This window comes from Mesorhizobium waimense (assembly GCF_003601975.1).
Lineage (GTDB): Bacteria > Pseudomonadota > Alphaproteobacteria > Rhizobiales > Rhizobiaceae > Mesorhizobium > Mesorhizobium waimense.
On sequence record NZ_QZWZ01000061.1, the window covers coordinates 1 to 23748 of the forward strand.

The 23748-nt window shown below is 59.6% G+C and carries 23 protein-coding genes and 3 pseudogenes; 19 read left to right on the forward strand and 7 right to left on the reverse strand.

The genetic code is table 11. The annotated features are described in order from the left end of the window. The first annotated feature begins 98 nt into the window (after positions 1-98). From D3227_RS35920 to D3227_RS35930, 3 genes and pseudogenes are all read left to right on the forward strand, one after another. Positions 99-2291 (forward strand): transketolase, encoded by a 2193-nt coding sequence (locus D3227_RS35920; protein ID WP_245452065.1) that lies wholly within the window; start codon positions 99-101, stop codon positions 2289-2291. Positions 2292-2494: 203 nt separating this feature from the next. Continuing rightward, positions 2495-2641 carry a DUF2924 domain-containing protein gene (locus D3227_RS35925; protein WP_342634042.1) on the forward strand — a complete coding sequence of 49 codons (147 nt, stop codon included), beginning with the start codon at positions 2495-2497 and terminating at the stop codon, positions 2639-2641. Further along, positions 2638-2969: pseudogene (locus D3227_RS35930) on the forward strand (recombinase family protein); the annotation flags it as partial. The gene D3227_RS35925 and the pseudogene D3227_RS35930, both read left to right, overlap by 4 nt. A gap of 357 nt (positions 2970-3326) precedes the next feature. Here D3227_RS35930 and D3227_RS35940 read toward each other — a convergent pair. Then, complete coding sequence (locus tag D3227_RS35940) at positions 3327-4862, reverse strand: bifunctional aminoglycoside phosphotransferase/ATP-binding protein (RefSeq protein WP_120018858.1); 1536 nt, start codon at positions 4860-4862, stop codon at positions 3327-3329. A 391-nt stretch (positions 4863-5253) separates the two neighbouring features. On the opposite strand from D3227_RS35940, the gene D3227_RS35945 reads away from it, so the two are divergent. The 3 genes and pseudogenes from D3227_RS35945 to D3227_RS43305 all read left to right on the forward strand — a co-directional run. Then, positions 5254-5649, forward strand: a complete 396-nt coding sequence (locus D3227_RS35945; RefSeq protein WP_120018859.1) for a hypothetical protein — start codon at positions 5254-5256, stop codon at positions 5647-5649. Positions 5650-5732: 83 nt separating this feature from the next. Further along, on the forward strand, positions 5733-6923 hold the full coding sequence (locus D3227_RS35950) for an NADH-quinone oxidoreductase subunit D (protein ID WP_120018860.1): 1191 nt from the start codon (positions 5733-5735) through the stop codon (positions 6921-6923). A 181-nt stretch (positions 6924-7104) separates the two neighbouring features. Beyond that, a pseudogene (locus D3227_RS43305) lies at positions 7105-7296 on the forward strand (DNA-binding protein); the annotation flags it as partial. A 138-nt stretch (positions 7297-7434) separates the two neighbouring features. On the opposite strand, the gene D3227_RS35960 reads toward D3227_RS43305, so the two are convergent. Next, positions 7435-7788 (reverse strand): winged helix-turn-helix transcriptional regulator, encoded by a 354-nt coding sequence (locus D3227_RS35960; RefSeq protein ID WP_120018861.1) that lies wholly within the window; start codon positions 7786-7788, stop codon positions 7435-7437. A 68-nt stretch (positions 7789-7856) separates the two neighbouring features. Here D3227_RS35960 and D3227_RS35965 point away from each other — a divergent pair, with 68 nt between their 5' ends. The 4 genes from D3227_RS35965 (at position 7857) to D3227_RS42020 (ending at position 10095) form a co-directional block, all read left to right on the forward strand. Beyond that, the gene (locus D3227_RS35965) at positions 7857-8801 is read left to right on the forward strand and encodes an NAD(P)-dependent oxidoreductase (RefSeq protein WP_281035028.1); all 945 of its coding nucleotides are present in this window, start codon (positions 7857-7859) and stop codon (positions 8799-8801) included. A gap of 1 nt (position 8802) precedes the next feature. Beyond that, entirely contained in the window at positions 8803-9168 is a 366-nt protein-coding gene (locus D3227_RS35970) for a nuclear transport factor 2 family protein (protein WP_120018863.1), read from the forward strand. A 529-nt stretch (positions 9169-9697) separates the two neighbouring features. Then, positions 9698-9934 (forward strand): YjiS-like domain-containing protein, encoded by a 237-nt coding sequence (locus D3227_RS35975; protein WP_167481009.1) that lies wholly within the window; start codon positions 9698-9700, stop codon positions 9932-9934. Further along, the gene (locus D3227_RS42020) at positions 9931-10095 is read left to right on the forward strand and encodes a hypothetical protein (RefSeq protein WP_167481010.1); all 165 of its coding nucleotides are present in this window, start codon (positions 9931-9933) and stop codon (positions 10093-10095) included. Before D3227_RS35975 ends, D3227_RS42020 begins: the two co-directional genes overlap by 4 nt. Before the next feature lie 457 nt (positions 10096-10552). On the opposite strand, the gene D3227_RS35980 is transcribed toward D3227_RS42020, so the two are convergent. From D3227_RS35980 to D3227_RS42025, 5 genes are all read right to left on the reverse strand, one after another. Beyond that, positions 10553-10804: a hypothetical protein gene (locus tag D3227_RS35980; RefSeq protein WP_120018865.1), complete on the reverse strand. Its 252-nt coding sequence runs from the start codon at positions 10802-10804 to the stop codon at positions 10553-10555. Positions 10805-11076: 272 nt separating this feature from the next. Then, a complete protein-coding gene (locus tag D3227_RS35985; protein ID WP_120018866.1) occupies positions 11077-12930 on the reverse strand; it encodes a type II toxin-antitoxin system HipA family toxin in 1854 nt (617 codons plus the stop codon). Positions 12931-13761: 831 nt separating this feature from the next. Further along, on the reverse strand, positions 13762-14013 hold the full coding sequence (locus D3227_RS35995) for a hypothetical protein (RefSeq protein ID WP_147377775.1): 252 nt from the start codon (positions 14011-14013) through the stop codon (positions 13762-13764). A 425-nt stretch (positions 14014-14438) separates the two neighbouring features. Next, positions 14439-15224 (reverse strand): GGDEF domain-containing protein, encoded by a 786-nt coding sequence (locus D3227_RS36000; protein ID WP_120018869.1) that lies wholly within the window; start codon positions 15222-15224, stop codon positions 14439-14441. A 122-nt stretch (positions 15225-15346) separates the two neighbouring features. Beyond that, entirely contained in the window at positions 15347-15553 is a 207-nt protein-coding gene (locus D3227_RS42025) for a hypothetical protein (RefSeq protein WP_167481011.1), read from the reverse strand. Between the two features lie 117 nt (positions 15554-15670). On the opposite strand from D3227_RS42025, the pseudogene D3227_RS36010 reads away from it, so the two are divergent. The 9 genes and pseudogenes from D3227_RS36010 (at position 15671) to D3227_RS36050 (ending at position 23633) form a co-directional block, all read left to right on the forward strand. After that, positions 15671-15997, forward strand: a pseudogene (locus D3227_RS36010) (GYD domain-containing protein). Between the two features lie 95 nt (positions 15998-16092). Then, a complete protein-coding gene (locus D3227_RS42350; protein ID WP_208646549.1) occupies positions 16093-16311 on the forward strand; it encodes a hypothetical protein in 219 nt (72 codons plus the stop codon). 137 nt (positions 16312-16448) lie between these two features. Next, on the forward strand, positions 16449-16949 hold the full coding sequence (locus D3227_RS36020; RefSeq protein WP_120018871.1) for an NADH-quinone oxidoreductase subunit J family protein: 501 nt from the start codon (positions 16449-16451) through the stop codon (positions 16947-16949). After that, a complete protein-coding gene (gene nuoK, locus D3227_RS36025; protein ID WP_120018872.1) occupies positions 16949-17251 on the forward strand; it encodes an NADH-quinone oxidoreductase subunit NuoK in 303 nt (100 codons plus the stop codon). Before D3227_RS36020 ends, nuoK begins: the two co-directional genes overlap by 1 nt. Before the next feature lie 3 nt (positions 17252-17254). Beyond that, on the forward strand, positions 17255-18709 hold the full coding sequence (locus tag D3227_RS36030; RefSeq protein ID WP_120018873.1) for a monovalent cation/H+ antiporter subunit D family protein: 1455 nt from the start codon (positions 17255-17257) through the stop codon (positions 18707-18709). Beyond that, positions 18706-18960, forward strand: a complete 255-nt coding sequence (locus D3227_RS36035) for a hypothetical protein (protein WP_120018874.1) — start codon at positions 18706-18708, stop codon at positions 18958-18960. Before D3227_RS36030 ends, D3227_RS36035 begins: the two co-directional genes overlap by 4 nt. Further along, positions 18953-20713 (forward strand): Na(+)/H(+) antiporter subunit D, encoded by a 1761-nt coding sequence (locus tag D3227_RS36040; protein ID WP_120018875.1) that lies wholly within the window; start codon positions 18953-18955, stop codon positions 20711-20713. Before D3227_RS36035 ends, D3227_RS36040 begins: the two co-directional genes overlap by 8 nt. An 8-nt stretch (positions 20714-20721) precedes the next feature. Then, positions 20722-22197, forward strand: coding sequence for an NADH-quinone oxidoreductase subunit M (locus D3227_RS36045; RefSeq protein ID WP_120018876.1), 1476 nt, complete (start codon positions 20722-20724; stop codon positions 22195-22197). Beyond that, positions 22194-23633: an NADH-quinone oxidoreductase subunit N gene (locus D3227_RS36050; RefSeq protein ID WP_120018877.1), complete on the forward strand. Its 1440-nt coding sequence runs from the start codon at positions 22194-22196 to the stop codon at positions 23631-23633. Before D3227_RS36045 ends, D3227_RS36050 begins: the two co-directional genes overlap by 4 nt. Positions 23634-23748: the final 115 nt, after the last annotated feature.

The window sequence follows — 23748 nt, forward strand, 5'->3', positions numbered from 1 at the left end:
CGCCACAACGAGAACCCCAAGCCATATCGATGGACCAAGTCCGCAGACGACATTCTCGCCTCCGTCAAACGCTTCTGCCAGAAGGCGGAACAATCCTTATGCCACGAAATTTAGATTCAGATGACTACCACGCAATCCAATATCTGTTCGGCAATCAGACTCGGGAGAAGTTGGAGAATTTTCGCGGCTTCAACGGCGCGCAATCCTATCCATCGCGCACCAAGGACGTCGACGACGTCGATTTCTCCACCGGTTCGGTCGGGCTCGGGGTGGCGCAGACGCTTTTCTCCTCGCTGGTGCAGGATTTCATTCGCGCAAAAGGCCTCGGGACCAGCCGTCCTGAAGGCCGAATGGTGGCATTGATCGGCGACGCCGAGATGGATGAGGGCAACATCTTCGAGGCTCTGCTCGAGGGCTGGAAGCATGGTCTTCGCAACACATGGTGGATCGTCGACTACAACCGGCAAAGCCTTGATGCGGTGGTACGCGAGGGACTATGGGCGAGGTTCGAGTCGATGTTTCGCAACTTCGGCTGGGATGTCGTGATCCTGAAGCACGGCATGCTTCAACAGGCGGCTTTCGCCGAACCAGGCGGCGAGAAGCTGCGCGAATGGATCGACGCCTGCCCCAACCAGCTCTACTCGGCCCTGGTTTTCCAGGGTGGGGTGGCGTGGCGCAAGCGCCTGCTCGATGACCTTGGCGATCAAGGTGACGTCTCGCGGTTGATCGAGAGACGCAGTGACGATGATCTCGCGCGGCTGATGAGCAATCTGGGCGGCCACGACCTGCCATCGATTCTCGAAGCGTTCGAGCAGGCGAGAACACATGACCGCCCGACCTGCTTCATCGCATACACCATCAAGGGGTTCGGCTTGCCGCTTGCTGGACACAAGGACAACCATGCCGGACTGATGACCCCTACTCAAGTCGATACCCTGCGCAAGTCGATGAAGGTGCGCGAGGGCCGCGAATGGAACCCATTCGAAGGTATCGACCTGCCGGAAGCGACGGTGAAGCAATTCCTCAGCAGTGTACCCTTCGTGCAGTCTGGCCGCCGCCGCTACAGCGCGCCGGTCATCGAGGTGCCGGAGCGCCTCAACTTCAGCGCCCAGCCCGCAATGTCGACGCAGCAGGGTTTCGGGCTGCTGATGCATGAGATCGCCAAGGGCGATACGAAATTCGCCAGCCGCATTGTGACCACCTCTCCGGACGTTACGGTGTCGACCAATCTCGGCGCCTGGGTCAACCGCCGCGGTCTGTTCGCTCACGAGGAAATGGCCGATCTGTTCAAGGCGGAGCGCATTCCTTCGACATACAACTGGACCTTCTCTCCAAAGGGACAGCATGTGGAACTTGGCATCGCCGAGATGAACCTGTTCATTATGCTGTCGGCACTTGGCCTGTCGCATTCGATTTTCGGCGAGCGCCTGCTGCCAGTGGGCACGCTCTACGATCCGTTCATCGAACGCGGGCTCGATGCGCTGAACTATGCCTGTTATCAGGATGCCCGCTTCATGTTGGTGGCAACGCCGTCTGGCGTAACCCTCGCACCAGAAGGCGGCGCGCACCAGTCGATCGCCACGCCGCTGATCGGCATGGCCCAGGACGGCTTGGCGAGCTTCGAGCCTGCCTTCGTCGACGAGCTTGCCGTGATAATGCGCTGGTCGTTCGAATACATGCAGCGGTCGGGCGAGACTGAATCGGACAGGGTGACGTGGCTCCGCGACGCCACCGGCGGTTCCGTCTATCTCCGCCTGTCCACGCGCTCGATCGAGCAGCCGAACCGCGCGATCACGCCCGAGCTGGAGGAGGAGATTCTCAACGGAGCCTACTGGATGCGCAAGCCCGGTCCCAACGCTCAGATCGTCGTTGCCTACACCGGCGCAATCGCACCGGAAGCGATCGAAGCGATCGGTCTGATGGCGGAGGATCGCCGCGATGTCGGCCTTCTCGCCGTGACCTCGGCCGACAGGCTCAACGCGGGCTGGACCGCAGCGCAGCGCGCCCGCGATAACGGCCTTTCACACGCACGCAGCCATATAGAGCGGCTTTTGGAAAACGTGCCCTCGCATTGCGGCATCGTCAGCGTCATCGATGGCCACCCAGCAGCCTTGGCCTGGCTTGGATCCGTGCACGGTCACCGCACACGCCCGCTGGGCGTTGAGCACTTCGGCCAGACCGGCACCATCGCCGACCTCTACCGCCACTTCGGCATCGACGCCCGTGGCATCATCGCTGCGGCCGAGGCGCTGACACCCGGCCGCCCGATCAGGAATTTGCGGATCGTCTAGTCGCGGGCCAGCATAGGCCCAGGACCGGCCTTGGCGCCCTCTCAAAAAGGTCTTCACAGGCGGTGTGGCGACGCGCGCGATATACGAGCATAGGGCCGAGAACGCCGAACTCTGGGATGTCGACGGCAAGCGCTATATCGATTTTGCCGCCGGCGTTGACGTCGCCGCCACGATCTATTCCGCCAAAGGTCGGCTCTCGCCTTATGCGGGAGTGGAATGGCCGAATGCACATCGTCGACGTTATCGACGAGGGCTTCATGCTTGACGGCAAGACGAACCGATCGCTGTCGGCTGTCGCTCGCCGCATTACCGGCGCCCATTGGTCTGGTCCAAGGTTCTTTGGGCTATGACGACGACCCCGCGTCTCAACTGTGCCATCTACACTGGCAAATCGACCGAAGAGGGACTGGAGCAAGAATTCAATTCGCTCGATGCCCAACGCGAAGCCTGTGCAGCCTTCATCGCATCGCAGGTGGGTCTAGGCTGGAAGCCGGTACCAGACCACTATGATGACGGCGGCATCTCGGGCGGCACGATGGAACGCCCTGCCCTGCAGCGTCTCCTACAAGACATCCGGGACAAAAAAACGATGTGGTGGTCGTCTACAAGATCGACCACCTCACGCGGTCGCTGACGGATTTTTCCAAGATTGTCGAGATCTTCGATGCCAGCTCCCTCGACGCCGAGCCGTTCGCACTCGCACGGCGAGCCGGATGCGCGTGAAAGACGCCGCGCGCTTTCGCCCGCATGGGAGAGATGCAAATGTCGCTTCAAGGCACAGCATGCCCCAAAGATCTAGCTTCACTACCAAGGCTCTGGACGATCGATGCCGTGAGTTGGGCTTGGCGAACGGCGACCCCGGCAGAGAACAGCTCGGCCGAAGGGTGATGCACCTGTTTGAAACCGGCACCCTCACCGTCGACGATTTGAAGCGCGCGCTTCACAAACCCCTTCCCTGACGAAACGGCATGGGGATGAGATGGGGCCCCGCCGCTTCGCAAATGGAGCGGCGGGTCTTGATGCGCTCCGCAAGGATTACCGCTTCTGCACCTGAAGGCTATTGGTCGCCAACTCTGCCGCAATGTCGACGGGTTTTCGTTCGGCGTCGACCCTGAGCCAAGCAATCTGATTGCCGGTTCGCTGCAATTGCCGCGAGAGGATGTCGACGGTGGCGTCGGAGGAGCCGCCCTTGCGCTCACTGACCCGCTGCCAGAGGACGACAGGGTCGGCTTCCAGCCAGACACCCAGGAAGGGAAGTGCGCGCTCGCGCGCAGCCTTTTCGATGCGATCGCGATCGACCGACTTGTCGAAGACCGCGTCAGCCACTACTGGCCCACCTTCGGCAAGGATCAGGCCGGCGCGCCACGCCATCTCGCGGTAGACGCGCACGGATACCTCGGGACGATAGGCCTTGCCTGGGAGCTTCGTTTCGGCCGGCACCCCATGCATGGCCTTCCGGATGCGGTCGCTCTCGACAATGCGGGCACCAGGTGGCGCGCCGACGTGTGCCGCGAGTGCCTCGGCAACAGTCGTCTTGCCGGAACCACTCAGGCCGCCGATCGCGATCAGCCGAGGGGACTTCCCCTGGAGAAGCGTTCGGGCAAGCTCGAAATAGGATCTGGCCTCGTCGATCAGTTTTTCGGAGTCGATACTGCCTTCCTCGACCTGTGTCGCAGTGACATGCGCGCGTACCGCAGCTCGCACCGCCATGAAAAAGGGCAACAGGACAAAGCCGTCCTCGTCGTCAGCTTCGTCGAGGTAGCGGTTCATCACAAGATTGGCGAGTTCCGGAAAGCCAAGATGCCAAAGGTCCATCAGCAGGAACGCAAGGTCGTAGAGCACGTCGATGCTGGCGATCTGGTCATTGAATTCGATGCAGTCGAAGAGTCGCGGTTCACCTTGAAAGAGGCAGATATTGCGCAGATGCAGATCGCCATGGCACCGACGGACCTTGCCCACTGCCTCACGGCGGTCGAGCAGTTTGGAATGATGGTCTAGGGCGATGCGGAACGCCTTCCCAAAGGCGTCGAGTTCAGTCTCGCCAAACACGCCACTGGTGGCGAAGCCGGTCTCGTTGATGCCGAGTACGCCGGCCAGGTTTGACGAACCACTACCGATGTGGATGACCGGTGCGCCGCGATGGTATTGGACAATCATGCGCGCGACCGCTGTCATGAGCGTGGGCGTGAGGTCACCGGCCACAGCCATTTTGTCCAGCAGATTCGACTGATCGAAGCGAACCATCTCGACCACTGCATCGATCAGTTCGCCGGTTCCGTCAAAACCGAGCTTGCCATCGGGCTTTCGCGTGATGTGCCGTACGCCGAGATAGAGTCCCGGCGCGGTTTTTGAGTTAAGCTCCACTTCCTTCTCGCAGGCAGCGAGCCGGAGTGTCGGCGTCGAGAAATCAACGTAAGGCAGCCTTACCGAACGCTTCATTTTATAGGCCCGGTCACCTGCGAGGAATATGCGCGAAATGTGCGTCTCGATTGCCTCGACCGGGCCGGCGATCCCATGAACCTTCGGGTCCATCAAAAGCGTCGCCGCAGCCTCCTGATCTTTTACTAGCATCGCCTAGCTCCTATCGTCGCAGCCGATCACAGAAACCCAACGATCGATGCCTGCAGAAGGTTCTGCTCACTCCGGCTTATTGCAATAGCTCGTCATTTAGCTCCCTTGGGCCGGGCTATTTCGCTGTTGGCGTTCGCCCGACGCGTCCTCACGTAGAAGACCTGCGGAAACCGTTCTTTGGGCCGGCGGTACGCTGGCAAACTATCAGGCTGATTTCGGCCCTAGATCGATGAGAAAGCCCGGTAACGCAAAGCCCATTCTTCGCGATTGCACGGCCCCGCTGATCGAGTTGTTCACCGACCATAGCTGGGACGGTCGGGAACCATAATTCGCGACGATGGTTGTGTCCTCACCAAGGTGATCCTCTTCGAGCAAAAACGAAGGAACGATCATGCGCATGTTGACGGCCTTTGCCACCTCCTTTGGGTTGGCGCTGGCTTTACCAGTTTACGCGCAATCAACAACTCCGCAGCTCTCTCCTGCCGTGCCCACGGTGCCGGAAGCTCTGCCAGACCAAGGCCCACCCGATCAAAGTTCGTCTGGTCAGATTTTCAACAGTGTGGCGATCGTCGCGGTCGAGGATCTGCCTACAGAAATCAAGGCACAGGCGGATGCCGTGATCGCCCAGACCAGCGCCGAAGATTTGCTTCGGCTGCAAAGCTCGATCGATGCATCGCCGCAGGCAATGTCGGCGCTGGCGGCGCTTGGGCTCAATTCTTCGCAGGTTGTCGCTGCCAACATCGACGGCGATGGGACCCTGACGCTGATCATCCAGACGACGACATGATCCGAAGATCAGGCGCCACATAAGACCAGCCAGTTGGCTTTGACCCGGTAAAGAAGCCAAAGTCTACATGGCGGAGGACTGTCATGGCTGACGCCTCAGTACGCAACTTTACCCTTAATTTTGGGCCGCAGCATCCTTCTGCACACGGCGTTCTTCGGTTGGTGCTCGAACTGGATGGCGAGATCGTCGAGCGCGCCGATCCGCATATCGGACTGCTCCATCGCGGCACGGAAAAACTCATAGAGCACAAGACCTACCTTCAAGCCCTGCCCTATTTCGATCGGCTCGACTACGTGGCGCCGATGAACCAGGAGCATGCATTCTGCCTCGCCGCCGAGAAGCTGCTCGAAATAGCGGTCCCCAGGCGCGGACAGCTCATCCGTGTCCTTTTTTGCGAGATCGGCCGACTTCTGTCGCATCTTCTCAATGTCACCACACAGGCGATGGATATCGGCGCGCTGACCCCGCCGCTTTGGGGTTTCGCGGAGCGCGAAAAACTGATGGTCTTCTATGAGCGGGCCTCCGGCGCCCGCATGCATGCGAATTATTTCAGGATCGGCGGCGTGCACCAGGACCTGCCTCCGAAGCTTCTGGACGACATCTGGGCCTTCTGCGACCCGTTCCTCAAGGTCTACGATAACCTCGACGGTTTGCTCACCGGCAACCGCATTTTCAAGCAACGCAATGTCGATGTCGGGGTAATCGGGCTGGATGACGCCTGGGCCTGGGGTTTCTCCGGCGTGATGGTGCGCGGATCAGGCGCCCCATGGGATTTACGCAAGGCGCAGCCATACGAATGTTACTCTGAGATGGATTTCGACATTCCTGTCGGCAAGAACGGGGATTGCTATGACCGCTATCTCGTCCGCATGGAGGAAATGCGCCAGTCAGTGTGGATCATGAAGCAATGCCTAGAAAAATTGCGGTCTCCGGAAGGCCAGGGTCCGGTCGCGATTCCGGACCAGAAGATCACGCCGCCGCCGCGTGCGACGATGAAACGCTCGATGGAAGCGACCATCCACCATTTCAAACTTTACACCGAAGGGCTTCATGTGCCGGCCGGAGAAGTCTACGCCGCCGTAGAGGCGCCAAAAGGAGAATTCGGCGTCTATCTGGTTTCGGACGGGGGCAATGTTCCTTATCGATGCAAGATACGCGCGCCGTCGTTTGCCCATCTGCAGGCGATGGATTTTCTGTCCCGAGGTCACATGATCGCCGATGTCGCTGCAATCATCGGATCGCTCGACATCGTGTTTGGAGAGATTGACCGTTAACAGTCGTCGACCGATCAGATCATAATCGAGAGACCTCGACGTAGACACGTAGGCAGCGGCTTCGATGGAATCCCTTATCTTGATCGAAAGGCCGCATCCTTCGTTGCCGCCGGCGCGGAGACCTGCGCATTTCTCTCATCCAAGGTGTGGCGGAGCTTGCACACGACATTCTGCCCAAGTAGTCGTTGCCCGCTGCCGTGGCCAAGTCAGCGAAGGTACACTGCGGAACTGGAGAACGATGCGGATCGGTCCATCCTACATCAAGATCGGCAAAGCGGTCCTCAGCGAGCTCGATCGTTGGGACAAATCCAATCTGGTGGTTTGCAGACCCTCTCGATCCTTGTCGCTGGAGGAATGTGCTCCGGCATTTTGAACCGAGTCATTGCGATGGCTTTCAATGTTCGCACGATACGATATGGTCAGATTCACGATGCGTAACCGACAGCTTCTAGATTCCGCTAGGCGAATAGCGGACATTCTGGCCAAAGACGCAGAGGTCTTGAATTGGCCCTTAGCGGGCATCCGGGTGTGCGCCATCGGCGATTTCAGTGCAGCTGGGAAGACCGAATTGCTCGGCCCACCGACATAGTGAACCTGCTGCTGCGTTGAGCCCCGCGCCGCGTTCTGTCAGCGAATAGACTACCTTCGCTGGAACCTCGGTAAAAACCTTTCGGTCAACAAGGCCGTCGGCCTCCAATTCCCGCAATTGTTGCGCCAGCATCTTCTCACTGATGCCAGAAAGCGCCTGCTTCAATCGGCCAAATCTGCGCGATGCCGTTCCGAGTTCGCAAAGTATGTCTACTTTCCACTTTCCTTCGACCATCCTGATGGCCGCTGCAAAGCCGTTGTCCGCCGAATTGTTCATCGCGCCCTCCTTACCTTCGGGTGACCACTAACGCCCTGGTGCGTATCGCACACCAGTCGTTTTGACTTATCTCCCAGGAAGATCACAGCAAAACGTGGTCGCACGCAGTCATTGATATGGAGTGGGGAATGAAGAGTTCAATCACGGTTATTGGAACGGGCCGAATGGGGTCGGCGCTCGCCGGCAGCCTGCTTCAGGCGGGTTATCCGACGACGGTCTGGAACAGAACACGACAGAAGACCGATCCGCTGGCCAAGCTGGGCGCGATCGTTGCGCCCTCCATCGACGAAGCAGTGCATGCAAGCGAGATCGTCATTGTGAATGTCAGCGACTATGAGGCGACGGAAACGCTGCTCCGAAATGACGCCATCGGCTCAGCCATGCGCGGCAAGGTGATCGTGGAGTTGACATCTGGGACGCCGAGTGGCGCTCGGGAAGCAGCAGAATGGTATACCAGGCGCGGCGCCAGCTACCTTGATGGCGTGATCATGGCGACGCCGGACTATATCGGTACGGACGCTGGGACCATTCTGCTTGCTGGGCCAAGGGCGGCTTTCGACACGCATGGCAATGTGTTTCGCGCCTTGGGCGGCAATGTTCAGCATGTTGGCGAAGAACCAGGACGGGCGAACGCGTTGGATAGCGCCTTACTGGCTCTCATGTGGGGCGCTCTGTTCGGGACACTCCATGCAATCGCCGTATGTCAGTCCGAAGAGATCGAACTCGATGAACTGGCGCGGCAATGGTCCGCGACGGCGCCAGTCGTTGACGGCCTTGTGGCCGACCTCATCAAGCGGACGAGCGCTGGCCGATTTGTCAGCGATAACGAAACGCTCTCATCGATCTCCATCCACCAAGGATCAATGCAGCACTTGATGGAATTGATGCGGTCCCGCAAAATCGACGGTTCAGTTATCGACGGCTACGATGCGATAATCAAACGGGCCACAGCGGCCGGCCATTTGCATGATGATTTCGCCGCGCTCTCACAATTCCTTGCAGTAGGGAAGTAGCATGCCTTTGGCGCATCTCATCGACACGTATTGTGCGGCGTGGTCCAGCGAGAACGCGGAGCAGCGGCTGGCGCTGCTGCTGCCCATCTGGAGCGATGGCGCAACGTATACCGACCCAACCGTTCACGCTATCGGCAGGGAAGAACTTCTAGCCCACATCGCAGGTATCCAGAGCAAGTTTCCGGGGGCCCGCATTGTGCGGACCAGCAACGTGAATGTTCATCACGACGTAGCTCGCTTCGCGTGGAAGTTTGTGATGCCTGACGGATCGTCTTTACCCGAGGGCCTGGATATTGCCTTTCTCGATGCGGAGCAAAAAAGACTGACTCGCATCGTGGGCTTCTTCGGTTTGTTGGAGCCAGCTTAAGGTCTTGCCGGCAATTGGCGCAAACGTGCCAACTCTCCTGTTCGCTCGGATGTCGGCTTTTGGAGTGCGGCTTGGGTCAGCTCAACGGCCGATATGGGGCGCAAAGCGGGCGGCACAACGCTGGATGCAAAGGTCGGCTTTTTATCTCGAGAGCGGACCGTTTTCGGCCCAAGGCTGCTGAATAGCATTGCGCCATCTCCGGACCTACGGTTCACCATCAGGACTGACGCGTGTCGACCCATTGCGGTCGTTCAGATACGAGAACGCAGAACGCCCAGAGTACTCCAAAGCCTGCGTTTGACCATGTTGCTGCTCACCATGTCGTCACTGTGATCGAAACGCGATTCAGGGGTGGGAGCCCGTGGCCCGCGCATAGCACACTGAAACCTGCAATGTGGCGACAGAGGTCGAAACACTACGAATTCCACGTCAAATTCGACGGGGACTCCAATGCTCGCTCCCCCCGTCGTCCTTCATTGTCCTCTCGTCGGCGACGCGAATGGTCGCGTCGCAAAGCATGGAGATGACAATGACTACGATGGATCATGCAAGCTACGAAACCGACCGGACGAAGTTCGACCTGCTCGGCTTCGCCGGCCGCGCTCTGCGCCTAGCGTATCATGGCATCAAGATGCGCCGCGAACGCGCCGCGCTGCATGCAATGCCGGACTACATGCTGAAGGACCTCGGCATCGGCCGCTCGGAGATCGACCATTACACCTCCGTGCGCTACGTGCTCTCCCATACGGACAGGATGGATGGTTGAAGCAGCAGATGACCAGGCTGCTTCGACGGCTAAACCTTGGCCAGCAGGCCAACGCAAACCCCGGCATCGCTGGAGTTTCTCGCGTTTCGGCCCCCTTCGCAATGCAGGTTCCACGATGGACGCTGACCAAGGGCGTGCCGGTCACGGTCGGGGTCACGTAGCTCGTCACCTGCTTGTACATTTCTTGCGCCCGCACCAGAGAGAAGCCCGCGCCTCTGGCGGAGAACACGGGCCGATCGGAGGCCTGATCTTCAACAGTCATCGGAGCCGATGTCTGTCGCCCAACATGAACTTTAGATTTGGCTAATGTTCCATCAAAAGCCTGCGGCATTAACCACTTGCGCCGACAAGGCGGAGCCAAAACCAATGTGCAGGGGTCTACCCGCATGGAACAATCCCAACACAGATTCTACTGCCACATTGAAGTCGATGGAACGTGGGGCGTCTGGGACCGCATCGCTAACCGACACCGGAAATGCCTCGGACGCCAATGCGATTGCAGCTAAGATGGTTCGATTGCCCTAGGCACCTCCGCATTGAGTTTTAAATCAACAAAAACAGGACTTTTGAGGAAAGACCGGAATCGGCAACAGATTGGAGTTGGCGACTGTCACCGATTTATCGCCTCACCGGGAAGGACACAACATTGTCCTCCCCTGGCAGGTCGAAAGCCATTGCTAGTTGCCGCGTTGTGGCCATTTCAACGATCAACTCTTCAATGGAATTATCGGGCAAACCGGTCTTGACCCTCTGGCGAACCAACACAGCGAGTTTATGCACTGGAACCGGTGTGGAGTGAGGACGCTCATCGAGTAACTTGCCGATCTCAATCACAACGTCGGCATCGATATTCTTTGTCAATTCTCGCATAAGTAACCCTCATTCACAAAGTGGACATGAAGATGCAAGCACTCTGAAGGTTACTATACGCGTGTGAGCGCCGCGGACTGTGATACCTGCCTCTTTTTGATAGCCCGGCTATCAACGCCATGGCTTCGACGCTTACTGAAACGACACGCAGCCGATTGCCCTCCGCCGAAAGAATGCGTCAGTCAGGCAGGCGAGTCCAGAAATGATGATAGAGGAAGGTGACTAGGCCGGTGCCGGCCTTGCGCCTGGGTCATCCATCAGTGTCATCGTCTTCATTGGAAAGCCTCAACCCGCTGTATAATGATGCCGCGTATAGCGTCTTCGGAGGTCTCTATCGCCCTCCCGCGAAATCGTTCGGGCAGCGCCACGCCTTTTGCCGCGTCACCGAGGCGCACGGCCATATCCGACAACACCGCTTCGGCTCGGGTGGCCGGCAAATCGATTGTTCGAGCAAGCGTGAGAAAGTCCTGACGTGTCAGACGATCGTCCTTTCCATTGAGCTTTAACGCCATGCGGTCGCCAGAAAGACCAGGAAACACGCGGGTCGTTACGGCATCATAGAGCGGTGCAAATCGCACCGTCTCGAACCGATGCGATCCGGGCCTGGCAATCTTTAGCAGCGCCAGGTTTTTCAGATGCATATCGCCGTCGGCGATGAACCAGGCAAACAAGGCACGCCGAAACAGGATGTCGAGATCATTCAGTGGATCTGTCGATAGCGGCCGAAGTCCCCGCGCCATGCGCTCGATCGTACCGTCATATTTGGCGGAGGGCGGAAGCTCTAGGAGTGAGCAGAAATCCTCCATCGCCAGCATACTGTGATCGCCAGCGCTGCGTCGGATGTCGAAGCGCTCGACCACAAGCGCCGGCGGCATGCCATCGGGCATTTCGATCAACGCGGCGGGGGGAACTTCAAACCCAGCGGCCCTGCCAAGCTCCAGGCAAAGCCACTCGACCACGGGTAGTGTCTCGAAGCCCGCCGTGCCCGCAGGCTTAAGAATATGAGTGAAAGGCTGCTCCACCGCTGGCACCAGCGCACCCGCCCGCGTCAGACACATAGGAGCTTTGATCTGGACTCCTGATAGGCGTGGCGTCTGGGTATTGGCGAATAGCCTTGCCAGGTTCTGCTCGAACGTATCTTCGATCTCGCTCCGCGCCGGTCCTGCATAGCGGCCGGTGAATCGGCCGGCTTCAGAGAAGGCCACGAGCTCACCTTGCAGAATGTCAGCGGGGAGCCTGGCTAGTTCTGCACGATTCTTGACGATAGCGATGTTCGACATATAGCGCCTGCCCGATTTGAGCACGTCGCGCTCGTCGCGCTGATGCAGGACCTGAGCGAGCCACCCCTCCGGTAAGAGCGACTCGATGAACGGCGGCAGTCTGCCGGGTATCGTCTCGCGAATGAGTGGTGGGCCACCTGTTCGGTCTGCGGGTCTCCATCGCCATTCGAAGCCGTCATGGGTCAGCTGGCCGAGCGGGATTCCGTGCCAAGCAACAAGAAACTCCAATGCGGCCTTGTTGCTTGCGATCTTGTCCGCGTCGGCTCTGGCCAGAAGATAGCGTTCTGCCCCCTCCCCTTCCCGATACCAGCCATTCTCGCGAGCGAGTGTCCAGACTGCGTCCGCAGCAGCTTGCGGCGATCCAAATTCCTCGACGACACGCGCCGCCATTTGAGCCCGCATAGGGTCGGTTATCGCACTCGCGTGCTCGCTTCGTAGGCGGAAGGCTTCCAGGAAGCGCTGCCGCGGAGATGAAGCATCGGTGCGCAACTCCCCAAGGTCATCTCCGACCACGACGCTGACCGTTGAAGGGCGCGTCGGCGCCTCGTTCTGAACGATCTCGAGCGTGCGCAAGCGCGTGCGCTGGTTGCGTCGCCCACTAATAAAAAGCCGTCCGTCTGGCGTGGGCCTGAGGAGGACCGCACTTGCCGATGACAGATAGGCAGTCGGATAGAGGTAGCGTGCGATCCGAACCGCGTGGCCCAGGATCATGGCCTCGACATCATCCGCGGCGTCGACATATATGCCGCGTACCAGTTGAAGCAGATCGCCTGCTTGCGCGCGCAAATGCGCGCGTTTGGCGTCTATCGTTTCGCCAACAAGATGAAGCAAGGGATTATCTCGCATCTCAGATGCGCGATAATTCTCTCACGACTTGGCGATGTCAAGGATTATCGCGCATCTGAAATGCGAGATATTCATGGACCTGCCCGACGTCCGCGAACAATCCTTGCGGAGGCGCCTGGTCGATTCCCTCAACAAGATCCAGAGTGTCACGGTAGGGCGATCCGCAATGCCGGTGCAAGGGGCAGACCGTGTGCCTCTGAAGCGACCTCGCCAAGGCTCGTCCGCCCACTGAGCTCCGTCCGCTCAGCCTGGAGCCCTTCGAGGATAGGCCTGGGCCACTTCGTATGGAGACAAGACGCATACCGGCGGCTGAAACCGGCCCGCAGGGGATTGGACGCGTGAACAATGCGCTGCCGCCATCACCGAATATCAGAAGCAGCCAGCGCCGGCCGATTGGTCGCTGCAGTGCGTGCCGAGCGCTTCACCTTTTGGCAACAACGGTTCGGCGGAGTAAGAGAGACCCCTTGGCCGCTTCGCGCGCCTTGGACGCGATGGAGCGCCTACAGAGGGAGAATCGCAGCGGTGGCCTTCACGGTGATTTGGTACGGGAAACAGGGCATCGTCGAAAAGACGCCATTCGGGTGCCGAGAAAGCCGCAAGAGATCACGTGCTGGCGACGTTTCCCGCTCGAAAGCAGAATGACGGTATCGTAGCGGTGGAAGTCCGCAAAGACGACGGCACGGTCGTATTCAGTCGAGCTAAATCGTTAGCATTTTAGAGGCTGCCCACTGAATGCGTCGGGTCCGCTGCCGGGGAGGCAGCGGACTCAAACTCGGGCCAAGAGGGGACAAGGCCCTTTATGATCCCTATGCGGGGATCAAGGTTATAACATCAGGCGGGTACAAAACGTTCCGTCGGCTGAAAGATATTTCCGGCCCGCTTGCGACGATTGCCATCAGCAGGAGGCCATATCTGCCTGTCGCCCAGCATCAAGCGGTAGCGCCGGTCCAGATGTTTGATGACCTTGTTCGCTTCGGCCGTCGTGTAAAAGACGGCTATACCTTCCACCGTTTCGCCGTCGACGCGCTCCAGGCGATAGGCATCCTGCCGCGGAGTGTCTTTGTAGGCATAGAGCGCTCCCAAGAGGGGCATTTTAAGCGCGTTTCATGAACATGTATTAAGGCGGCAAAGCGAGCAGCTATCTAACGCTTCGGCTTCGGCGTGATCGTCTCGACCCTCACCTTGTCGCCGATCTCCTTTGCCATCACGACCAGCAGGTCGCGCAAGCGGCACCTGCTGATACGCGATAAACTTTCTTAAGGTTGTGATGTTGAGCACACTGACGAGCACCGCCTGCCGCGAGCATCAGCAAGCACCGGTCCGGCGTCACAGTTTACGATGAATGCCGCCTGACCGCGATCCTTCCACTACATTCCTGAACCTTTGCCCATGGTAGAGGACCGCGATTGAAGTAGCGAACATCGCGCCAACGGCCACCGCCGCGCCTAAAACTGTCAGCACAACCAGACCACCGAGTGCTTTTTCCATCAGTTCCCAAGCGAGATCGGCTACGGCGTTATGACTCGCAACTTGGCTGCCTCATGGTCGAACGAAACGCGGTTCCGCCCACGTTGTTTCGCTGCAAATACGCACCGCCCCGCAGCACGGAGGACATCCTGAGGATCTGCATTATGAGGGATTTCCGCACCGCCGATGCTGACAGTCACCCTCACGCCATTTTGTTGCCCTTTGACCCAAGGCCCCCCTTCGACAAGCCGACGGATGTTCTCCGCTATGGTAATCGCCTGCTCTTTGCGCACGTCGCGTAGCAAGACCCCAAACTCTTCCCCACCAAGGCGGCCAATTGAGTCGCCTGGGCGAGTCGTATAGACGAGCGCCTTCGCGATCCGAACCAGAGCCTCGTCACCCTTGGAATGTCCGTGCTCGTCATTGATCGAGGAGAAGTGATCTGGATCGATCAGGAGAAGCGTGTCGCATTCTCCTTCATCGCGGCTTCTGTCCATCCTTGCGATGAATTCACCGCGGCTAAGGAGCCCCGTCATCTGATCGTGGCTGGTTACGAAGTTGAGCCGGTCGTGCGCCTCTTTCAGGGCAGCATGCGACTTCTCCAACTTGTCACATGTTTCCTGGATCGTTTCGGACTGAGCGAAGATGTAGGCACTGACCGGCATTCCGATCAGAATGGGAATGAAGGTGCATTCGACCCAACTCAGCCAGTCGATCGGCATCTGCAACGCAAGCCTAGCCGTAAACGACAGACCGAAGGTCGCAACGACTGCAATCGTCGTCACGACCAATGATTTGCCCAGAATACGCTTGGTGCGCGGCGTCATATTGTTTCTTTAGCCATTGGCGCTGAATAGGCCGTTACCAAGTCGATTAAGATTATTCTGGCCTCGATGAGGGCGGTGATTTTTGCGATGGTTAAAATTCGAGTTTTTCGAAACTGCCGGCGTTAGTTTTCAAATGCTACCCCTTGAATATGCGTGGCCCAGGTTGGATTAGAGATATACGGCAGGCTGAAGCTCAGCAGGTGCGAGATCGAATCGCTCAGCTTGAATGCGAACTGATCAGTGCGTCCGCCGCCAGAGGCAAAGCCAAGTTGCAAAACGTTGGTCACGAGCTTCGCTGGCAGAAAGCTCAGCTGGAACGCCTCGAACAATGCATAGCCTGGATGCCTAAGCGGTTATGATACTGCGCTTAAATTAGCTTGAGCGCATATTTCGTCACCGGTGAACCTACCCGCAAGCCGGTTAGGCGGCGACCCAAGAGGCGAACCATGCCAATGTATCTCTCGCGATTGAGCTATACGCCCGAGACCTGGGCGCGCTTGATCAAAAACCCCTAGGATCGACGCGAGGCGGCCCGTTCGTACATCGAGTCGGTGGGCGGAAAGCTTCACGGATTCTGGTACGCTTTTGGAGAGCATGATGGCTGGAATCTGTGGGAGGCGCCAGACAACGTGTCGATGGCATCGGTCGTGCTTGCCATCGGTGCGGGGGGAGCGCTCAGCTCGTACGAGACCACCGTTCTCCTAAGCGTCGAAGAGACGATGGAAGCCCTTGGGAAGGCGAAGTCGATCCGGTATCGCCCGCCGGGATCGTAATGGGCGGCCCAGAGCGGCAATCTCGTCACAGGACTGGCCATCGGCCTTGGCATTGCGGTCGGTCTGGCCCTGCCCTGGCGGAGCCCGGCGGCACTATGATGCTGACGCCGGCGCAATTGGCCATGCTCATCGAAGGCATCGACTGGCGTGCGCCGAACCCCGGTCCAGCGCCCACCTTGCCTGGCAAACCGTTTGATGTCAGCGCCTCTTCCAAGCCTAGTGTTTGTTGGCAACAGCACCCTCGCGACACCCAACTCTTCCGAGGCAACCCGGAAATTGAGCTGGCGCACTGCGCTCTCGATTATGTGCAGTGAGTTTAGCGTAGCGCCAGACCACGATAATCTTGTGAAAAATCCGATACTAGGGCACAATTTGTGAACGGAAGTGGACAGCTATCTCAAGTCCGGCCCTGTCGCGCCAAGTGACAGTTCGCGTCGGAGGAGCGGCGTCGATGGATCAGGGGTTCTTTCTTCTGTTCGCTGCGGCGTCCGTAGTCGCGGCTCTGACCTTGGTCCTGGCGCGGAATCCAGTTCACAGCGCATTGGCGCTGATGGCGTGTTTCCTGCAGGTATCGGCGATCTTCGTCTTGCTCGAGGCACCGTTGCTCGCGGTCATCCAAATTTTCGTCTATGTCGGCGCGATCATGGTTCTGTTCCTATTCGTGATCATGATGATTGATGTGCGCGAAGCGGTGTCGCAGCGGTTCTTGCCGGGCAGCAACCTGCCTGTTCTGGTGCTGCTCGGCTTGCTTGGGATCGAGATGCTTGTACTAGTGCTCAGGAGCGACCGCTTTTCGGTCGCGGAGCCCGTCGCAATGCGCACCGGTGGTGAGGTCAGGCAGCTCAGCAAGACGCTTTTCACCGACTATCTCCTGCCGTTTGAAGTCGCCTCCGTCATCCTGCTGGCGGCCCTGGTAGGCGCCATCATGCTGGCGCGGAAGGAGCCGCAGTGATGGTGCCGCTCTGGTGGTATATCGTGCTCGGAGTGGTCCTGTTCGTGATCGGAGCGGCGGGCGTACTGCTCAGGCGCAATATCCTGGTCGTACTGATGTCGCTGGAACTGCTGCTCAACTCGGTCAACATCAATTTCATCGCTTTCGGGCATTACCACGACGACTTCCGCGGGCAGATTTTTGCAATCTTCGTCATCGCAATCACTGCGGCGGAGGTTGCCGTTGCCCTCGGCATCGTGGTCGCCCTCGCGAGGAACAAGTCCACTCTCAAGGTCGACGAAGTGACCATGATGAAAGGATAGCCGGTGATATCGATCCGGCCGCTGCTTGCCGTTGCCGTCGCAGTTCTGGCGGCCCTTGCGGTTCTCCTTCTAAGCAAACGCGAGAAACTTCGCGATGCCGTCTCGCCGTTGGCCGCGATCGCCATGTTCGCAATTGTCGCGTCAATGGCGCCCACGGTGCTGGCGGGCGGGACAGTCGATTTGCGCCTGTTCGAGATTCTGCCGGGGATCGACTTCGCTTTCCGTGTCGATGCGCTCGGCATGGTATTTGCCACCGTCTCGTCGCTGCTGTGGATCGTGGCGTCGATCTATTCCATCGGCTACATGCGGCACTTGAATGAGCATGCGCAGACCCGGTTCTTCGCCTGCTTCGCCGCCAGCCTCGCGGCGGCCGCCGGCGGCGCCTTTGCCGCCAATCTGTTCACGTTGGTGATCTTCTACGAGGTGCTGAGCCTCGTTACCTATCCGCTTGTCTACCACCACGAGGACGAGGAGGGATGGGCGGGCAGCCGCAAGTACCTCGTCTATTTGATGGGCGCGTCGAAAAGCGTGCTTCTGGCCGCGCTGGCGTTGACTTACCACATTGCCGGGTCACTCGACTTTGTGCCGGGGGGGCTGCTGGCGGGGGTCGACGCCTCGGCGCCGCTGCTGACCGTCGTCTATTTCTGCTATCTCTTCGGCTTCGCCAAGGCCGCGGTGATGCCGATGCACGCCTGGCTGCCTGCCGCGATGGTGGCGCCGACACCGGTTAGCGCGCTCTTGCATGCGGTGGCCGTCGTCAAGATGGGTGTGTTCTGCCTGCTGCGCGTGGTGTTCCACGTCTTCGGCACAGGACTGGTAGGCGGGCTGGGGCTCGGCATCGCCACGGCCTATGTGGCCTCGTTCACGATCCTGATGGCGTCCATCTACGCCCTGACGCGGGACGACCTGAAGGCACGGCTCGCCTATTCGACGGTCAGCCAGCTCTCCTACATCGTGCTGGGCGCGGTCCTGCTGTCGCCGGCCGCGATGGTTGGCGGGATCATCCACATCGCGGCGCATGCATTCTCGAAGATCACGCTCTTTTTCTGCGCCGGGTCGATCTATTGCGCGTCTGGCAAGCGGAACATCAGCGACATGGCCGGCATCGGCCGCAGGATGCCCTGGACGATGGGGGCGTTCTTCGTCGGCTCGCTCAGCATGATCGGGGTGCCGCCGACTGCGGGCTTTATCAGCAAGTGGTATCTGGCGCTCGGCTCGGTGGAGGCCGGAGAGACCTCGTTCCTTATCGTGCTTTTGGTAAGTTCGGTCCTGAACGCCGCCTATTTCCTGCCGGTCAGCTATGTCGCCTTTTTCGGGACGGAGGAGCAGGAATGTCCGGCGACCGTTCGTGAAATTCCGATGTTGACGATCCCGCTGGTCGCGACCGCCATCCTGTCGGTGTCGATGGGCATCTTCCCCGGCTATTTCCTCGCCTTGGCGGAAAGAGTCGTCAGATGATCAAGCGCGTCGTCGATTTCTTTGGCGATGAGAGACATGCGAAAAGGCGTCGCCGGCTATTCTATCTGGTGCTCGTCCTGATCGTCATCGCCGACTTTCTGGTCTTCCGCGAACACGCCGAATACCTGTGGGAGCGGCTGCCTGGCTGGTCTGCCCTCTACGGCTTCGGCTCCTGTGTGCTTCTGATCTTCGTGTCCAAGTTTTTTGGCCATCAGTGCGGGCTGATGCGGCGCGAGGACTATTATGACTGACTTCGTCCATCCCGGCCTGCTGTTCATTCTCGGCGCGCTTCCTATCCCCCTCTTAAAAGGGTCAGTCCGCAAGGCCTATGTGCTGCTGATCCCAACGCTGGCGATCCTGGCCGTGCTCACGATGCAGCTTGGCGACTACGGCGCGGCGCGGTTCATCCAGCAGGAAATCATTGTTGCGAAGGTCGACAAGCTTAGCATCCTCTTCGCCACCGTTTTCAGCATCATGGCATTGATCGGCATGGTCTATGCCTTGCATCTGACGCACGCAGGACAGCATGTGGCGGCGTTCGTCTACGTCGGCAGCGCGCTCGGGGTAGTGTTCGCCGGCGACTACCTGACCCTGTTCCTGTTCTGGGAGGGTATGACGTTTGCCTCTGCCTACCTGATCTTTGCCCAGCGCAGCGATCAGGCGCTCCGCGCAGGGTTCCGCTACCTCATGGTCCATATCACCGGCAGCGTTGCCCTGCTTGGCGGCATCATTCTCCATGGGTTCGCCACCGGTTCGCTGCTCTTCGGCCCGATCGAGGAAGGGCTGGGCCTCGCCACCTGCCTGATCCTTGCCGGGTTCATACTCAACGCCGCCGTGCCGCCACTCAACGCCTGGCTGACCGACGCCTACCCTGAAGCGACCGTCACCGGGGCCGTATTCATGAGCGCGTTCACCACGAAGACCGCCGTCTATGTGCTGGCGCGGGCGTTTCCAGGGACCGATCTTCTTGTCTGGCTCGGCACTGTGATGGCGCTTTACGGCGTTATCTACGCGGTGCTGGAGAATGATTGCCGGCGGCTCTTAGCCTATCACATCGTCAGCCAAGTGGGCTACATGGTGGCGGGCATCGGCATCGGAACCGAGATGGCGGTAAACGGCGCCGTCAGCCATGCGTTCGCGCATATCCTCTACAAGGCGCTCCTCTTCATGGGCGCGGGGGCGGTGATCCACGTCACCGGGCGGCGCAAGCTCACCGAACTCGGAGGGCTCTACAAAACCATGCCGGTAACCCTTGCGCTCTACATGGTTGGCGCCTTCGCCATCTCGGCATTCCCGTTCTTTTCAGGCTTCGTCACCAAGTCGATGGTGGTGGCCGCCGCCGGACAGGATCATCGCGCGCTGGTCGTGCTGGCGTTGACAATGGCGTCGTCAGGGACGTTCCTGCACACCGGGCTCAAGCTCCCCTACTACATGTTCTTCGGCACCGACAAAGGACTGGAAGCGCGAGAACCGCCGCGCAACATGCTGGTTGCGATGGGCATGGCAGCGGTGCTCTGCATTGCGATCGGGGTGTTCCCGCAGACGCTCTACGCGCTTCTGCCCCATCCGGTCGACTTCGAACCCTACACCGGCGTCCATGTCACCGAGAGCCTTGGCGTGCTGATGTTCACCGCCTTGGGCTTCGTTATCTTCCTCAGGGCGCTCGACCCCGAGAATACGATCAGCATCGATACCGACTGGTTCTACCGCATAGGCGCGCGGCGCTTCATGTGGCTCGCCGAAAAACCGCTGGCGCGCTACGAGAAGGCGGTGAGCGATGTGTCCGAGACTGCGGCGCTGCCCTTTCTGCACGGGATGGCACTGGCAGGACTGCGGATCGATCTCCACGGCGTGGACGCTTTGGTGAACGCCGTCGCTCGCGCGATTCTGCTCGGCGGTGGGGCGCTGCGGCGGCTCCAGAGCGGCGTCGTGACCCATTACGCGCTGGCGATGATTGTTGGTGTGATCGCGGGGATCGCCGTATTCGCAGTGGCGTGGCGGTAGGGGGCGCGATGACGATCCCTTTGCTTAGCCTCATCGTGTTTACGCCAGCCGTCGGGGCGGCGGCGCTGATGTTTATCCGGAACGACAATGTGGTGCGGTGGATGGCACTGGGTGTCACTGTCCTCGACTTCGCGCTTTGCATCGCCATGCTGGGCGGCCTTGACACCTCTACCCATGAGATGCAGTTCACCGAGACGCGCCCGTGGGTGCCCGCGCTAGGGATCACATACGCACTTGGCATCGACGGGATCAGCGCACCCTTCGTGTTCCTGACCGCGCTGTTGGGCTGGATCTGCGTGCTTGCCTCGTGGGTTGCGATCGACCGCAAGGTGAAGGAGTTCATGGTCAGCCTGCTGGCCATGCAGGCACTGATGCTTGGCGTGTTCTGCGCGCTGGACCTGTTCCTGTTCTACGTCTTCTGGGAGGCGATGCTGATCCCGATGTACCTGATCATCGGCGTCTGGGGTGGCGACGGCCGGGTCTATGCGGCGTTCAAGTTCTTCCTCTACACGCTGGCAGGCAGCCTGATGTTCCTGGTCGGTGTCATCGTACTCTATTTCCACGGTGGTGAGACCTTCGACATCCGCACCCTGATGGCGCAGGATTTGCCGTTCCAGATCCAGTCATGGCTGTTCTTCGCCTTTCTGATCGCCTTCGCGGTCAAGGTGCCGATGGTCCCGGTCCACACCTGGCTGCCGGACGCCCATGTGCAGGCACCGACGGCCGGCAGCATCATCCTCGCCGCCGTGCTCCTCAAGATGGGCGCCTACGGATTCCTGCGGTTCTCGCTGCCAATGCTGCCCGAGGCGACGGTGCATTATTCGACGCTGATGCAGGTCCTTTCGGCTGTTGCTATCGTCTATGGCGGGTTGCTCGCCTTGGCGCAGGACGACCTGAAGAAGCTGGTGGCCTATTCCAGCATCAGCCACATGGGCTTGGTGACGCTGGGGATTTTCACGCTGAACCTCCGTGGGCTCGAGGGCGGCATCCTGCAGATGTTCAATCATGGCGTGACGACTGGCGCGTTGTTCCTGTCCGTGGGTCTTATCTACGAGCGGACCCACACACGCAGCATCTCGGATTATGGTGGGCTGATGAAGGCGGCGCCGGTCTATACGGCGTTTCTTGCACTATTCGCCCTGTCGTCGATGGCGCTGCCGGGGACGAATTCGTTCGTGGGCGAGTTGCTGGTGCTGTCAGGCGCGTTCGCAGCCAACCTCGCTGTCGGCGCCGCCGCCGTTCTTGGGGCCTTGCTGGGAGCGGCCTATCTGCTTGGCATGTATAGGAAAGTCGCGCTTGGTCCGGCCAGCATCGGCGTGCGGTTCAAGATCCGCGACGTGAACGCCCGCGAGATAGCGGCGATCCTGCCGCTAGCCGTTTTCGTTGTCTGGATCGGACTCTATCCCAAGCCCTTTCTCGAAATCATCGACGCCTCGGTGAAGCATCTATTAGCGCAGGTGCACGGCAAGGGGGGCGCCCAGTGACCGCCGCCGCGCTTTTCCAGTCGATTCTGGCGAGCCTGCCCGAGATCGTGGTGGTTACCGGGGCCTGCATCCTGCTGATCCTAGGGCAGTTTGTACGGAAGGAGCAGGAGCATTTCCTTGTCTGGGCTTCAGTCGCGGTCGTGCTGATTGCCGCCTTGGGAACACTCATGCTGGCGGGCGAAGTCCGGCCGGCCTACTCGGGCATGTTCGTCGCCGACCGCTTCGCGGTCTTCTTCAAGGTCGTGTTCTACCTGGCTACAGTTCTGACATTCCTTCTTTCGCGAAGATATGCCGAGATCGAAGGGATCGGGAGCAGTGAATACTATGTACTGCTGCTCTTGGCGCTTTTGGGAATGATGATCATGGCCTCGGCGACCGACCTCCTGTCGATCTATGTAGGCCTCGAACTGATGGTGCTCTGCACCTATGTGCTGACCGGCTTCCTGCGGCTGCAGCGGCGGTCGAACGAAGCGGCGCTGAAATACGTGATCCTTGGCGGGGTCTCGACCGGGATTTTCCTTTACGGCGTTTCGCTGATCTACGGGCTCACCGGCACGACGCAGTTGGACAGGATGGCTGCGGCGGTGACTGGTGATCCGCTCGATCCCGGATTGCTCCTGGCTGTGGTCTTTATCGTCGCGGGGCTGGTATTCAAGGTCGGCGCGGTGCCGTTCCATATGTGGGTGCCGGACGTCTATGAAGGCGCGCCGACGACGATCACTGCCTTCATGTCGGTGGGGCCCAAGGCAGCCGGGTTCGCTGTGATCCTGCGGGTGTTCCTCAACCCACTGGTCGCAGCCTCGGACGTCTGGATCATCGTCGCGGTCATTGCAGTAGTGACGATGGCGCTCGGCAGTTTCGTGGCGCTGGTGCAGGACAATTTCAAGCGCCTCTTGGCCTATTCCAGCATCGCCCATGCCGGGTTCGCCATGTTCGGCGTGGCGGCCGGCGGTGCGGACGGGGTTGCCAGCGTGATGCTCTATTTGCTGATCTATGCGTTCATGAACCTCGGCATCTTCGGCATCGTCATCATGATGCGGAACGGCGATTTCTCGGGCGAGGTCATCGAGCACTACGCTGGTTTCGCCAAGTCGCATCGCGGACTGGCGCTTCTGATGCTGCTTTATCTGTTCTCGCTGGCCGGCATTCCGCCGACAGCCGGGTTCTTCGCCAAGTTCTACGTGCTGGTCGCACTCGTCGAGCGGGGTTTCGTCATGCTGGCGGTGATCGCAGTGCTGCTGAGCGCCGTTGCCGCCTACTTCTATATCCGCATCGTGATGGTGATCTACATGCGCGAGCCGGAGGGCACATTCGACCCGGCGCTGACGCCCGCGGTCGGCGCCACACTCGCCTTCACCGCTGCCGGTACCATCGGCATCGGCCTATTTCCGGCGTGGTTTCTGAGGCTTGCTCAACATGCCGCGGTTGGCGGCTGATCGATTGGATTTGCAATGATCTGGCCGACGGAATACTCTGGCCGTGCAAGAAAGGAATGCCCAAGTTGCTTGCCAGGGCGCCCGCATCACCGGTCCCAGACGGGTCGGTAGCGGC

What these genes read in the sequence shown, in the direction of transcription:
- D3227_RS35945 (WP_120018859.1), top strand. Translation starts at nt 5,254, where the DNA reads ATGCGCATGTTGACGGCCTTTGCCACCTCCTTTGGGTTGGCGCTGGCT.
- D3227_RS36045 (WP_120018876.1), top strand. Translation starts at nt 20,722, where the DNA reads ATGACGATCCCTTTGCTTAGCCTCATCGTGTTTACGCCAGCCGTCGGG.
- D3227_RS35925 (WP_342634042.1), top strand. Translation starts at nt 2,495, where the DNA reads ATGCGGGAGTGGAATGGCCGAATGCACATCGTCGACGTTATCGACGAG.
- D3227_RS35920 (WP_245452065.1), top strand. Translation starts at nt 99, where the DNA reads ATGCCACGAAATTTAGATTCAGATGACTACCACGCAATCCAATATCTG.
- D3227_RS42350 (WP_208646549.1), top strand. Translation starts at nt 16,093, where the DNA reads ATGATGCTGACGCCGGCGCAATTGGCCATGCTCATCGAAGGCATCGAC.
- D3227_RS35975 (WP_167481009.1), top strand. Translation starts at nt 9,698, where the DNA reads ATGACTACGATGGATCATGCAAGCTACGAAACCGACCGGACGAAGTTC.
- D3227_RS35980 (WP_120018865.1), bottom strand. Translation starts at nt 10,804, where the DNA reads ATGCGAGAATTGACAAAGAATATCGATGCCGACGTTGTGATTGAGATC.
- D3227_RS36035 (WP_120018874.1), top strand. Translation starts at nt 18,706, where the DNA reads ATGATCAAGCGCGTCGTCGATTTCTTTGGCGATGAGAGACATGCGAAA.
- D3227_RS36020 (WP_120018871.1), top strand. Translation starts at nt 16,449, where the DNA reads ATGGATCAGGGGTTCTTTCTTCTGTTCGCTGCGGCGTCCGTAGTCGCG.
- D3227_RS35960 (WP_120018861.1), bottom strand. Translation starts at nt 7,788, where the DNA reads ATGAACAATTCGGCGGACAACGGCTTTGCAGCGGCCATCAGGATGGTC.
- D3227_RS35985 (WP_120018866.1), bottom strand. Translation starts at nt 12,930, where the DNA reads ATGCGAGATAATCCCTTGCTTCATCTTGTTGGCGAAACGATAGACGCC.
- D3227_RS35970 (WP_120018863.1), top strand. Translation starts at nt 8,803, where the DNA reads ATGCCTTTGGCGCATCTCATCGACACGTATTGTGCGGCGTGGTCCAGC.
- nuoK (WP_120018872.1), top strand. Translation starts at nt 16,949, where the DNA reads ATGGTGCCGCTCTGGTGGTATATCGTGCTCGGAGTGGTCCTGTTCGTG.
- D3227_RS36000 (WP_120018869.1), bottom strand. Translation starts at nt 15,224, where the DNA reads ATGACGCCGCGCACCAAGCGTATTCTGGGCAAATCATTGGTCGTGACG.
- D3227_RS36040 (WP_120018875.1), top strand. Translation starts at nt 18,953, where the DNA reads ATGACTGACTTCGTCCATCCCGGCCTGCTGTTCATTCTCGGCGCGCTT.
- D3227_RS35950 (WP_120018860.1), top strand. Translation starts at nt 5,733, where the DNA reads ATGGCTGACGCCTCAGTACGCAACTTTACCCTTAATTTTGGGCCGCAG.
- D3227_RS35940 (WP_120018858.1), bottom strand. Translation starts at nt 4,862, where the DNA reads ATGCTAGTAAAAGATCAGGAGGCTGCGGCGACGCTTTTGATGGACCCG.